The sequence below is a fragment of the Sphingomonas pseudosanguinis genome (assembly GCF_014196255.1).
GTDB classification, from domain to species: domain Bacteria; phylum Pseudomonadota; class Alphaproteobacteria; order Sphingomonadales; family Sphingomonadaceae; genus Sphingomonas; species Sphingomonas pseudosanguinis.
In genome coordinates, this window is record NZ_JACIDH010000004.1 from 44,595 (window position 1) to 57,301 (window position 12,707).

At 67.5% G+C, this 12,707-nt stretch carries 12 protein-coding genes; 5 read left to right on the forward strand and 7 right to left on the reverse strand.

Features of this window, described 5'->3' with window-relative positions:
* Positions 1–97 precede the first annotated feature (97 nt).
* A complete protein-coding gene (locus GGR48_RS07135; protein WP_183951218.1) occupies positions 98–1,033 on the forward strand; it encodes a glutaminase in 936 nt (311 codons plus the stop codon).
* On the opposite strand, the gene GGR48_RS07140 is transcribed toward GGR48_RS07135, so the two are convergent.
* Genes GGR48_RS07140 through GGR48_RS07150 form a run of 3 tightly spaced genes read right to left on the reverse strand, consistent with a single transcriptional unit; the run spans position 939 to position 3,239 of the window.
* Positions 939–1,313: a hypothetical protein gene (locus tag GGR48_RS07140; RefSeq protein WP_183951220.1), complete on the reverse strand. Its 375-nt coding sequence runs from the start codon at positions 1,311–1,313 to the stop codon at positions 939–941. The genes GGR48_RS07135 and GGR48_RS07140 overlap by 95 nt on opposite strands.
* Complete coding sequence (locus GGR48_RS07145) at positions 1,306–2,871, reverse strand: PepSY-associated TM helix domain-containing protein (RefSeq protein ID WP_183951222.1); 1,566 nt, start codon at positions 2,869–2,871, stop codon at positions 1,306–1,308. The genes GGR48_RS07140 and GGR48_RS07145 overlap by 8 nt, the downstream gene beginning before the upstream one ends.
* Entirely contained in the window at positions 2,868–3,239 is a 372-nt protein-coding gene (locus GGR48_RS07150) for a hypothetical protein (protein ID WP_206362512.1), read from the reverse strand. The genes GGR48_RS07145 and GGR48_RS07150 overlap by 4 nt, the downstream gene beginning before the upstream one ends.
* Positions 3,240–3,276: 37 nt before the next feature.
* Between GGR48_RS07150 and GGR48_RS07155 the strand changes: the two genes are divergently transcribed.
* The 4 genes from GGR48_RS07155 to GGR48_RS07170 all read left to right on the forward strand — a co-directional run bounded on the left by GGR48_RS07155 (position 3,277) and on the right by GGR48_RS07170 (position 10,279).
* Entirely contained in the window at positions 3,277–5,580 is a 2,304-nt protein-coding gene (locus GGR48_RS07155; RefSeq protein WP_183951226.1) for a TonB-dependent siderophore receptor, read from the forward strand.
* An 85-nt stretch (positions 5,581–5,665) separates the two neighbouring features.
* A complete protein-coding gene (locus tag GGR48_RS07160) occupies positions 5,666–6,478 on the forward strand; it encodes a ferredoxin--NADP reductase (protein WP_183951228.1) in 813 nt (270 codons plus the stop codon).
* A gap of 240 nt (positions 6,479–6,718) precedes the next feature.
* Positions 6,719–9,583 (forward strand): porin family protein, encoded by a 2,865-nt coding sequence (locus tag GGR48_RS07165; RefSeq protein WP_183951230.1) that lies wholly within the window; start codon positions 6,719–6,721, stop codon positions 9,581–9,583.
* 192 nt (positions 9,584–9,775) lie between these two features.
* Positions 9,776–10,279, forward strand: coding sequence for a helix-turn-helix domain-containing protein (locus GGR48_RS07170; RefSeq protein ID WP_183951232.1), 504 nt, complete (start codon positions 9,776–9,778; stop codon positions 10,277–10,279).
* 199 nt (positions 10,280–10,478) lie between these two features.
* On the opposite strand, the gene GGR48_RS07175 is transcribed toward GGR48_RS07170, so the two are convergent.
* From GGR48_RS07175 to GGR48_RS07190, 4 genes are read right to left on the reverse strand one after another with little or no spacing between them, the layout of a single operon-like run.
* Positions 10,479–10,745 (reverse strand): hypothetical protein, encoded by a 267-nt coding sequence (locus tag GGR48_RS07175; protein ID WP_183951234.1) that lies wholly within the window; start codon positions 10,743–10,745, stop codon positions 10,479–10,481.
* A gap of 35 nt (positions 10,746–10,780) precedes the next feature.
* Positions 10,781–11,788, reverse strand: coding sequence for a chemotaxis protein CheB (locus GGR48_RS07180; RefSeq protein ID WP_183951236.1), 1,008 nt, complete (start codon positions 11,786–11,788; stop codon positions 10,781–10,783).
* Between the two features lie 51 nt (positions 11,789–11,839).
* A complete protein-coding gene (locus tag GGR48_RS07185; RefSeq protein WP_183951237.1) occupies positions 11,840–12,283 on the reverse strand; it encodes a chemotaxis protein CheW in 444 nt (147 codons plus the stop codon).
* A 23-nt stretch (positions 12,284–12,306) separates the two neighbouring features.
* A complete protein-coding gene (locus tag GGR48_RS07190; RefSeq protein WP_183951239.1) occupies positions 12,307–12,684 on the reverse strand; it encodes a response regulator in 378 nt (125 codons plus the stop codon).
* Positions 12,685–12,707 lie beyond the last annotated feature (23 nt).

Sequence of the window (12,707 nt, forward strand, 5' to 3'; positions counted from 1 at the left end):
TTTCGGTGCTTTTGCAGAAGCCCCGGCTCCCTAGCGCCGGTTTGTGACGGGTTCGCGGCGGCTCGACAAAGGCGCGTGCGCACGGCACCACGGGGCCATGGACCTGTCCGCCATCGTCGCCGACATCGCCGCCGAAATGGCGGACGCGCCCGACCGGGGGACCCCCGCCGACTATATCCCCGCGCTCGCCGGGGTCGATCCGGCGCATTTCGGGATGGCGATCGTCGAGGCGGACGGCAATTGTCATCTGGCCGGCGATGCCGACAGGGCCTTTTCGATCCAGAGTATTTCCAAGGTCTTCGCGCTGACGCTGGCACTGGGCGCGGTCGGCGACCAGCTCTGGCGGCGGGTGGGGCGCGAGCCATCGGGTACCGCATTCAACTCGATCGTTCAGCTGGAGACCGAACACGGCATCCCGCGCAATCCCTTCATCAACGCCGGCGCAATCGTCGTCGCCGATGTCCTCCTTGGCAGCCATGAGCCGCGCGAGGCGATCGGCGAGATGCTGCGCTTCGTGCGCGCGCTGGCCGGTGAGGAGGACATCCGCATCGACGCCGCGGTCGCGCATGACGAGATGGAGACCGGGCACCGCAACCAGGCGCTGGCGCATTATATGCGCGCCTTCGGCAATCTGCATCACCCGGTCGAGCGGGTGCTGGGCGTCTATTTCCACTTTTGCGCGCTGGCGATGAGCTGTCGGCAACTGGCGCTGGCGGGACGCTATCTGATGGCGCGTGGGGTCAATCCGGGGCCGGGGCGCTCGGTCGTGTCACCGCAGCGGGCGCGGCGGATCAACGCGCTGATGATGAGCTGCGGCCATTATGACGGATCGGGCGAGTTCGCCTTTCGCGTCGGCCTGCCGGGCAAGTCGGGGGTGGGGGGCGGCATCCTGGCGATCGTGCCCGGCCGGGCCTCGATCGCCGTGTGGTCGCCGGGGCTCAACGCGCGCGGGAATTCGCAGCTTGGTACGCTGGCGCTCGAACGGCTGGTGCAGCGGACCGGCTGGTCCGTGTTCGACCCGCAAGCCGGTTGACCGCGCGCAAGGGGGCGAAGGCGGCCGCAGCGCGCACCGACAGGATCAGGTTCAGCGCGACACCCGCGATCGACGCCGCGCCGGCCAGCCGCACGATCCGCTCGCCGGTGACCGCCGTGCCGCAGCCCGACAGCGCCAGCAGCAGCACCGCGCCGCCCAGCAGCTTCAACCCGCCGCGCAACCGCGCATCGTGCAGCGTCCCGGCCTCGCGCGCATGGCGATAGGAGCCGGCGGCGAGCAGCCAGAAGCCGATGAAGCACAGGACGATCGTATCAAGCATGGGCAGGCTCCGAAAAACGGCGGATGCGGTTGGGTGCGCGCGGCGCGGGGCGGGCGGATAGCCAGGCGGCGGCGGCAAAGCCGATGCCGATCGCCAGGCAGGCGAGATCGAAGGCGAGGAACAGGTGATCGCCATCGAGCAGCGAGGGGATCAGCCAGCGCGAGGTGGTCAGCGCGTTGACCACCGGAATCGCGGTCCAGCTGATGGCGGCGATGGCGAACAGGCTGGTCCAGGCACGTCGGGCGGGCAGGCCGAGCTGGACGAGTGCGAGCAACCCCCAGGTCCAGAACATCGCCGACACCTCCGCCTCCGCGCGGCCGCCCAGGTCGGCGGGGATCAGGCGGTTGGCGAGCAGATAGGCCGCCATGCCGCTGGGGAAGGCGGCGATCACCGCGATGTTCAACCGCTCGGCCAGGCGCAGCCCGAAGAACGGCGCCGCCCCCGGCTTGCGCCGCTTGGCGGTCCAAAGCAGCAGGCCGGTGCCGACCATCGCCGCGCCGGTCAGGCCCATGACGAAATAGGCCCAGCGCAGCCCGGTGCCCGCGAACGACGCCAGATGCAGGCCCAGCATCACGCCCGCCGTCTCGATCGCCGAGGCGGGGTCGCCGCTCTGGCTGACGAAGCGGCCGGTCGCGCCTTCATAGACGATGGCGGGGGTGCGCGAACTGATCGCGCCGTGCTTGGCGAGCGCGATGGAGACGCGTGCGGCGGCGTCGCCCGGATTCTGGATGATGACGCGGGTGGCGGGGCCGCCCAGCCGCCGCTCGGCGTCGCGGACCAGCGGTGCGATCGCGACCAGCGGCTGCCGCGTGCCGCTGGCGGGCACATCGGCGGGCGTGTCATAGGCGGCCTGCAGGAACTGGGCGGGCTTGGCGTAGTTCATCATCGCCGGCCAGGGCATGTACATGGTCACCAGCGTGATCAGCCCGGTATAGGTGATCATTGCATGATAGGGCAGGCCGAGCACCGCCGAGACATTGTGCGCGTCGAGCCAGCTGCGCTGTCCCTTGTTCCAGCGCAGCGTGAAGAAGTCGGCGAAGATGCGCTTATGGGTGATCACGCCCGAAATGATCGCGCCCAGCATCGCCATCGCGCATAGCCCGGCCAGCCAGCGGCCCCAGGGGTGCGGCAATTGCAGCTGGAAGTGGAAGCGATAGAAATGCTCGCCCCCGCGCGTCGCGCGCGCGGACAGGGGCGCGCCGCTGACGGGGTCGAGCTGCAACTCGCCGCCGCGTGCCTTGGGGTCGGGCTTGGCGGGGATGCGGAAGACGCGGGTGGCGACCGTCCGTTCCTCGGGCAGATAGATATACCATTGCAGGTCGTCCGCGCCGGTGCGCGTCAGATAACGTACCGCCGAGGCCGCCGCCTGTGCCGGCGACGTCCTTGCGGCATGGATCTCGGGCTGCATCCACTGGGTGATCTCGGGCCGGAAATAGGCCGAGGTGCCGGTCAGGAACATGGTGAAGAGAATCCACCCGGCGATCAGCCCCAGCCAGCCATGCGCCCAGGCCATGGTCTGGCGCAGCGCGCGCTGTTCGGGTGCCGCGACGCCGCTCATGCGCGCACGCCCAGCGACCAGAGCAGCCCCGCCATGACGATCGCGCCGCCCCAGATGACCGCGCTGACCCGGCCGAGCCGGATGTCGTGCAGCGCCCACAGGCCCATCGACGCATAGACCAGGAAGGACAGGATCATCGGCCATCCGGTCGCCTCGACCCGGGTGAGCGCGTCCGACACGGGGAGCAGTCGCGCGGCCAGCATCGCCGTCGCCACCGCGAAGGCATAGCCGCCGACGATCGCGGTCAGCCAGCGCCACGCCATGGCCAGCGGACCGCGCCAGCGGGGCGTTGCAGCGGCAGTGATGGCCCGGCTTTGCGCCACCTGGTCTTTCCCCTTGTCATCGTGACGGCCTCGCTTTAGCAGCATTTGAGAGTCACTATCAATAGCAAGGTTAGGGAAAAACATGCGGGGGTTTCGCGCAATGCTGCTGGCGGCCTGTGTCACGGGGGCCGTGCTGGGATGGGCCTCGCCGACCCTCGCTCTGGGCCTGCCGACGGATGGGTCGGCAGATGGTTCGGCGGCCGGGAATGACGACGATCCCCAGCGGCTGCGCAACGAGGAGATCGTGGTCGAGGGGGAACGCGCGAAGAAGAGCGCGGTGTCGGGGACCAAGACCGACATTCCGCTGATCGCCACGCCGCAGACGATCATCGCGATCGATCAGGAGGAGCTGACCCGGCGCAACGCGCTGTCGATCAACCAGGCGCTCGGCTATGTCGCGGGCGTCGCGCCCAACCAGCGCGGCAATGTCGCCACCCGCTATGACCAGCTATTCCTGCGCGGGTTCCAGCCGGGCATCTTCATGGACGGGATGCGGCTGCTCGGCGGCGTCTATTCCAGCCCGCAGATCGACTTCCACCTTGTCGAATCGGTCGATGTGGTGAAGGGGCCGGCGGGCGTCACCTATGGTTCGGGTACGCCTGGCGGCCTGATCAACCTGACCAGCAAGCTGCCCTATGCCGGCGAGGGCGGGCGCATCGAGCTCGCGGGTGGCAATTTCGCGCTGCTCCGCTCGTCGATCGACGTGAACCAGCCGCTGGATGCGGACAATCGCTGGCTGTTCCGGATGATCGCGGGCGCCGAGGAGTCGGATGGCTTCATCCAGCGGACCGCCAATCGCCGCTATTACGCCCGCCCGATGCTGCGCTTCGCCCCCGATGGCGCGACCAGCGTGACGCTGATCCTGAACTATCAGCGTGATCCCGAATCGGCCTCCTATAGCGGCGTGCCCGTCTATGGCTCGGCGCTGCCCAATCCGTTCGGCGTGCTGCCCGTCGATTTCAACACGTCCGAGCCGTCCTATGAGGCGTTCGACCGGACCCAGAAATCGGCGACGATCCTGTTCCGCCACGATCTGAACGACCGGCTGAGCTGGACCACCAATGCCCGCTATCTGGCGATCGACCTGCATTATCGGCAAATCTATGGCTCGGGCTATGTGACGCGCGGGACGGGCACCAATGCGAACAGCGACTTCTCGACGCTACAGCGCGGCGGCGGCGGTTCGGACGAGGCGTTCCAGACCTTCACCGTCGACAATCATCTGGTCGGCAAGCTGGACACCGGCCCGGTCGCGCACACCATCCTGGCCGGCGTCGACTGGCAGCATAATCGCGGCGAGAATTACCAGGCCTTCTACACCGGGCAGAATGCCAATCCGGTGTTCAACATCCCCGATCTGAACCTGTTCGCGCCCGTCTATGGCGTGCCGCTGCCGACCTTCCCGGTCAACCAGACGCACAATTACACCAAGCGCGATCAGGTCGGCCTGTATCTTCAGGATCAGATCGCGATCGGCGGATTGCAGCTGATCGCCAGCGGGCGGTGGGACAGCTATGGCCAGACGACGCAGAATCGCGTCACGAACCGCGTGACGCGGCTCAGCCAGAACGCCTTCACCACCCGTCTGGGCGCGCTGTACGAGACCAAGGTCGGCCTGGCCCCCTTCGTCAGCTATTCGGAGAGTTTCGAGCCGCAGGCGGGCAGCACCTGGGACGGCACGAACTTCATCCCCGTCACGGGTCGCCAATATGAGGCGGGGCTGAAATACCAGCCGCGCGGGACGACCGCGCTGTTCACCCTGTCGGCCTTCGACCTGCGCCGCCGCAACGTGCCGGTCGCCGATCCGCGCGCGGGCACGGGCAATATCCCCAGCAATTCGCAGGTGCAGATCGGCGAGGTTTCGGTGCGCGGGATCGAGCTGGACGGGCGCGGCACGGTAGCGCCCGGCTTCGACGTGATCGTCGCCGCCACCTATAACGACCCCTATGTCCGGCAGGGGACGCCCGTGGTCGGCACCGGCGACCAGATGAGCGGCGTCACCGGCACGCGGCCCTTGGGCGTGCCGCAGTGGAGCGCGTCGAGCTTCCTGTCCTATGATCTGGGCAAGGCTGGCGTCGGCAGCGCGCTGGGCGGCCTGAGCCTGGGCGCCGGGGTGCGCTATGTCGGCGAATCGGATGGGACCGCGACGACCATGGCCTCGGGACGCACCGTCGTGCGTCGTTTCCAGTCGCCCGATTACTGGCTGGCCGACCTGATGCTGGGCTATGATCTCGGCCGGGTCAGCCCGGCGATGGAGGGGCTGAGCTTCACCGCGAACATCGCCAATCTGTTCGACAAGCGCCACATCACCAGCTGTTTCTTCAACAATGGCTGCTATTACGGGGCATCGCGGACCTTTGTAGGCAGCCTGCGCTATTCTTGGTAAGGGCGCATCCGATTCACTCGCATATGACGTATTCGCCCCCTTCGCCGGACGCTCGGCGGGTGGGGGCGCAAAGGAGTTTTGAGGTTTGTCGACCGATACTGCCCTGCCCGAACTGACCCCGACCACGGCGCTGAGCGTCGAGACGGTTCAGAGCGTCCATCACTGGAACGAGCATCTCTTCTCCTTCTCGGTGTCGCGCCCCGACAGCTTCCGCTTCCGCTCGGGCGAGTTCGTGATGATCGGGCTGCAGGGCGACAACGGCAAGCCGCTGCTGCGCGCCTATTCGGTGGCCAGCCCGTCCTATGACGAGAAGCTCGACTTCCTGTCGATCAAGGTCGAGGACGGCCCGCTGACCAGCAAGCTGCAAAAGGTGCAGCCGGGCGACAACATCTATCTGGGCCGCAAGCCCACCGGCACGCTGGTCGCCGACGCGCTGCTGCCTGGCAAGCGGCTGTTCATGCTGTCGACCGGCACCGGCCTCGCGCCCTTCCTGTCGGTCGCGCGCGACCCGGACATCTACGACATGTTCGACGAGGTGGTGATCGTCCACTCGGTCCGCCGGGTCAGCGACCTGGCCTTCCACGACGAGCTGGCGGGCAAGCTGGCCGACGATCCCCTGGTCGGCGATGTGGCGCAGGAGAAGTTCCACTATGTCCCGACCGTCACGCGCGAGCCGTTCCATACCACGGGCCGCATCGACGCGTTGATCGAGGATGGCCGGTTGTTCGCAGGGCTGCCCAGCCAGCACGGCTTCAACCCGGAAACCGACCGGATTATGATGTGCGGCAGCATGGAGATGATCAAGTCGCTGGGCGCCAAGTTCGAGGAGATGGGCTTCCCCGAAGGCTCGAATGCGCAGCCGGGCGCCTATGTGATCGAAAAGGCGTTCGCGGGCTGAACCTCTATCCTCCCCTGCAAGGGGAGGTGACCGGAGGCCTGACGGAGGGGTGTCCCGGCTGATGGCCGGGACGATCGCTGGCGGTGACACCCCCCCACCATGCTTCGCATCGTCCCCCTCCCCCTGTGGGGGAGGAAGTGCTGCCTCCCGAACCGCGACATTTGTTACGAATACGCGGCACATTTGTGCGACAATTGCGTCCTAACGCCCGGAGCCTCGATTTCAGGTAAAGGGACGGACATGCGGCTGTGGGCGAGCTTGATGCTGGCGAGTGCGATGCCGGCGATCGCACAGGCGCAGGTGGCCCCGGCCCCCGCTGCCCCGTCGGAACCACCCGCCGCGGCACCCGAACCGCCGGCCATCACGACGACCGTTACCGCTGCCCCCGCCACGGCGCAGACGACGCCGGCCCGCACCCCGCCCGCCGCGCAGGCCGAGCCGGAAGAGGAGGAGGGCGCAGAAGAGGGCGATGTCGTCGTCACCGCGCGGCGGCAGCCCGGCACCGTGCCCGGCGACATCCCGCCCGAGCAACAGCTCAGCCCCGCCGACATCCGCTCCTACGGCGTGTCGAGCGTCGCCGACCTGCTGACCGAACTCGCGCCGCAGACGACCAGCGGGCGCGGTGGATCGCCCGTCGTCCTGCTCAACGGCCGGCGCATCGCGGGCTTCCAGGAAATCCGCGACCTGCCGACCGAGGCGATCCTGCGCGTCGACATCCTGCCCGAGGAGGTCGCGCTGAAATATGGCTATAGCGCCGACCAGAAGGTGGTGAACTTCGTCCTGCGCCCGCGTTTCCGCTCGCTGGCGACCGAGGCGATCGCGCGGGTGCCGACCGAGGGCGGCTCGGCCATGGGGCAGGGGCGGCTCGACTGGCTGACCATCCGCCGCGACAAGCGGTTGAGCATCCATACCGATTATCAGGAAAGCTCGCGCCTGACCGAGGCGGAGCGCGACATCCTCGCGCCCGCCAGCAATGCGGCGCTGGGCGGCAATATCGTCACCACCGACCCCGGCCTCGCCGCGCTGACCGGTTCGAACCCCAGCGTGGTCGGCCTTCCCGCAGGGCTGGCGGGCGTCCCGACGCTGTCGGCGCTGGCCGCCACGCCGGTCAACGGCACCGACGTCACCCGCTATCGCACGCTCCAGAATGCGCAGCGTCAGTGGGACGCCAATATCGTCTATGCGCGCAACATCCTGGGCAATGTCGCCGCCTCGTTCAACGCCGAGGTGCAGGCGACGCAGAGCAACAGCTGGAACGGCCTGCCGTCCGCCAATCTGCAACTGCCGGTCGGCAATCCCTATTCGCCGTTCGGCACGACCGCGACCATTGCGCGGCTGACCGACGCCTATGGCCCGCTGACCCAGGACAATACCGGGCTGACCGCGCATTTCGGCACGGTGCTCAACGGCCAGATCAGCAGCAAGTGGCGCTGGTCGGTGACGGGGGCCTATGACCGCGCCGAAAGCCGGGTGGCGACCGATACCGGTCTCGACACGGCGGCGTTCCAGGCGCGGTTGAACGCGAATGATCCGACCGCCAATCCCTATGGCCCGATCGAGGCGATCGGCCTGTCGCCGCGCAATTTCGCCCGCTCGACCTCGTCCACCGCGCAGGTCGATGCGCTGCTCAACGGCCGCGTCTTCGCACTGCCGGCAGGCGATGCGCAGGCGAGCGTCAAGTTCGGCGGCCAGACCAGCGACTTTTCCAGCCGTTCGTTCCGCTTCGGACAGGAACAGAGCGGCGAAGTGTCGCGCGACATCGTCAACGGCCAGCTCAACCTCGACCTGCCGATCGCCAATCGCGATCGCTCGGTGCTGGGCGCGATCGGCAATCTGTCGCTGAACCTCAATGCCGCGGCCAATCGCCTGTCGGACTTCGGCACGCTGACCACAGTGGGTTACGGGGCCAACTGGGCGCCGCTGGAGGGGGTGCGGATCATCGCCTCCTGGACCGATCAGGAGGATGCGCCGAGCGCGCAGCAGCTGGGCAATCCGACGATCACCACCCCCAATGTCCGCCTATTCGACTATGTGCGCGGCACCACCGCGACGATCACCGCCGTCACCGGCGGCAATCCGAACCTGATCGCCGACAACCGCCATGTCATGAAGCTGGGCCTGACGCTGAAACCCTGGCGCGACCGCGACATCAACCTGACCGCGAATTATTACCGCATCGGCACCGACGATCCGATCGCGTCCTTCCCGACGCCGACCGCCGCGATCGAGGCGGCCTTTCCCGATCGCTTCACCCGCGACGCCGCCGGCAATCTGCTGCGCGTCGATTCGCGGCCGATCAATTTCGCGCGGACCGAGCGGCAGCAGCTGCGCTGGGGCTTCAACTTCTCCAAGCCGATCAAGTCCAAGATCCAGAAGGAGATCGAGGCGTATCGTGCAGGGACCGGCCCCAATCCCTTTGCGGGCATGACCTTCCCCGGCCGACGCGGCGATGGACCTCGGGGCGAAGGGCGGGACGGCGAAGGACGTGGCGGTGACGCCCCCCGTGGCGATGGGCCGCGCGGTGACGGGCAGGGCGGTGCGCCGGGGGCGAACGGACCGGGTGGCGGGCGGGCCGGTGGCGGCTTCCGGGGCGGCGGCTTTGGCGGCGGGCGCGGCGGCGGCCGGTTACAGTTCGCGCTCTATCACAGCTGGACGCTGGCCGACCGGGTGACGGTCGCCGATGGTGGCCCGGTCCTCGACCTGCTGCGCGGCGATGCGATCGGGGCGAGCGGCGGCAGCTCGCGGCATCAGCTGGAGGCGCAGGCGGGCTATACCAATAATGGCATCGGCGTGCGTATGTCGGGCAACTGGCGCAGCGCCACCCGCGTCAATGGCGGCACCCCCGCCAATCCCGAACCGCTGGCGTTCGGCAGCTTGGCGACGATCGACCTGCGGCTGTTCGCCGATCTGGGGCAGCGGCTGGATTTGGTCCGCACGCGTCCCTGGCTGCGCGGCACACGGATCAGCCTGTCGGTCGACAATCTGTTCAACCAGCGCCAGCGGGTGACCGACGCCACCGGCACCGTGCCGATCGGCTATCAGCCGGGCTATCTCGATCCTCTGGGCCGCACGGTCCGGCTGTCGATCCGCAAGCTGTTTTTCTGATCCGATCCCGTCCAAAAAAGCCGGATCGGTGCAAACGAATTTAGTTTCAATCGGTTATGAAACTTCGATAGTCTCGAACACTATGATGGACATGTCCTATGATTTCATGCGGCACGGCGATGTCAGGGAGCGTCGGCCAAAGCGTTGAAGGGCTGTCCGACTGTCGGGGGAATGGATGATCAGGGGCCTAGCGTGGATTTCGTGAGCGATCGCTATACGGACGGGGCGGGGTCCGATCCGTCGGGGATCGATGACCGGCTGCGGCGGATTCGCGATGAGCTGGATGTAGTCGAAACCCTGGTCCGGGCCGAGAGCGAGGCGCGGCTGACGCCCGGGGACATCGGCAATGTCATCCGCTCCGCGCGGGAGGGGATAGGCCGCTTCTTCGACCGGTCGCTCTTCGCCGACCCGGCCTTCGACATGCTGTTGTTCGTGTTTCTGGAAGAGGAGGAGGGGCGGCAGGTCGAAACCAGCGCCTGCTACCGCGCCTCGGGCGTGCCGCGCACCACGGCGGTGCGCTGGATCAACATGCTGATCGGCATGGGCCTGTTCCACAGCGCGCCGCATCCCACCGACCGCCGCCTGGCGTTGCTCAGTATGAGCGACGAGGCGCGCGAAGGGATGCGTCAATGGTTGGGCGGCCTGCGCCCACTCCTCGAACGGGTCGAGGCCGCACGGGCGACCCCGCGCGGCTGATCGGCCTATGCCTCAGGCCAGGACGACATCGTATCGAATTCATGCGAGCTCCTCCCCTGAAGGGGAGGGGGCGAAATCAGAGTTTCCTCGCTCTTCACGTTCCATCCCGGTCTGCGTCGGGACGGTGTGAAGAGTTCGCAACGATCCCCCGAAGCGGGGTGGGTTCATCCCTGCCACCCTGCGCCAAGGACGGCGGCGGTCAGGCGTTGCCGGCCACCCGCTCGCGCAGGCGATCGGCCAGCGTTTCCAGCGTGACCCCGTCGATCCGCGCCGCGACCGGCGCGTCCGAGCGCAATATGTCGGCGATCGCCAGTTGCGCCTGGGTGATCCGGTCGACCGACTGGATGCTGACCATGTGTCGGCGCAGCGTGTCGCTGTCGCTGCCCAGGTCATAGGCCAGGTCGGCGAGCGAGCGGGTCAGTTCGACCAGCTCGTCGGCCAGCGCATGGGCAAGCTGTTGATCCATGCCAAATTCCCTTCCCACCCGCTGGCCCCTCGCGCTTATTTCGAGCAGAGCTTGAGGATATTGGCCGAAATCGCATCGCGTGCGACCGGCTGCGTGACCGCGCCCTTCATCAGGGTGAAGTCGGTTTCCGAACGGCCGATGGCATAGGCGCCACCCGCCAGCATGGCGCGCAGGCCCGCCGAGCCGTCCTCGTCGTCGAGCGCCAGCAACACGCCCAGGCCGTTGCTGCCCGCCGCCTTGGCGACCGAGGCGAACAGCAGCGAGATCGACGGACGCTCGCCCGCCACCGGCTCGCGCGCCAGCAGGCGCAGGCTGCCGTTGGGCCAGGTGTCGACGACCATGTGGTTCTCGCCCTGCGGCGCGAAATAGATGGTGCCCTGCTCTACCTTCATGCCGTCGGTCGCCTCGACCACCTTGGGCGCGATCTGGTCCTTCAGCTGCTCGATCATCGGGGTCAGCAGGCCGGGCGACATCTGCTGCACGACCAGGGTCGGCGGGCAGTTGGCGGGGAAGGTCGCGAACAGGTCGAACATCGACTGGGTGTTGGCGGCGTCGGCGCCGATCGCCAGCAGGCGGCCGTTCCAGTCGATCGGCGTAGCGGGGCTGCCCTTCTTGGACTTGGCGGCGCTCGTCTTCTTCAGGTCGGCGTTGCGCGCGGCCTTGATCCGCTTGCCCAGCTTGCCGATGATCTCGTCCAGTTCGGCCTGGACCGCGACCTTGGGCTTGGGGAAGCAGTCGATCGCGCCGAGGCGCAGCGCCTCGATCGAATCGGCGGCGCCGGCGGCGGTCTTGGTCGAGAACATGATGACCGGCATCGGCCGCTCCTCCATGATCTCGGCAAGATATTCGAGGCCGCTCATGCCCGGCATCTCGACGTCCAGCGTCATCACCTGGGGGCGATATTGTTCGACCATCTTGCGCGCTTCCGCCGCGCCGTCGGCGGCGCCGACCACGGTGACGCCCTTGATCCGCTCGAGCGCGCCCGAAATGAGCACCCGCATCGTCAGCGAATCATCGACGACCAGAACCTTAACGTCCGCCATTACGCATTTACCTTCCAACGGATACGCCGTTACGTATTGAAAAACAGGGTGTTACGCGGCTTCCGCCGTCAACGCCACGCTGTCCGACAGGCGATCGAGCGCCAGGATCAGGATGAGGCGCTGTTCGATCGTCGCCAGCCCTTCGAGATAATGAGCGGCGGTCGCATCGCCCATGTCGGGCAGCGGCTGCATCGATTCGGGCGGGATGGTGACGATGTCGTTGACCGCATCGACGATCAGGCCCTGCAGCTGCTCGCCGATCCGCACCACGATGATGACGTGGCGCGCGCTCGGGTCGGTCACGCCCCAGCCCAGCCGGTGGCGCAGGTCGAGCACCGGCAGGACCACGCCGCGCAGGTTGACGACGCCGCGCACATGCGCGGGCACGTTGGGCAGCGGGGTCGCGGGCGACCAGGCGCGGATTTCGCGGATGGCCATGATGTCGACGCCCAGGATCTGGTCGCCGAGCTGGAAGGTGATGAGCTGACGCGACATGGTCGGTTCCTCTCTGGATGGGATCAGTGCAGCACGCGGCGGATCGCCGCGGCCAGCTTTTCGGGGTTGAAGGGCTTGACGATCCAGCCGGTCGCGCCGGCCTCGCGCGCGCGGGCCTTCTTCTCGTCCGAGCTTTCGGTGGTCAGCACCAGGATCGGCAGGTTGCGATGACCCGGCTGGCGGCGCAGCGCCTCGATCAGGCCGAAACCGTCCATGCGGGGCATGTTGATGTCGGTGATGACGAGGTCGGGCACGGTATCGGCCGTCACGCCGTCGAGCGTATCGAGGGCATGGACGCCGTCTTCGGCCTCGAGCACCCGATATCCCATATCGGTGAGCGCGGCGCGCAGAAGCATTCGCATGCTGGGCGAATCGTCCACGGTCATGATGAGTTGGGACACGAACTGGCCTTTCCTGGAAGGAT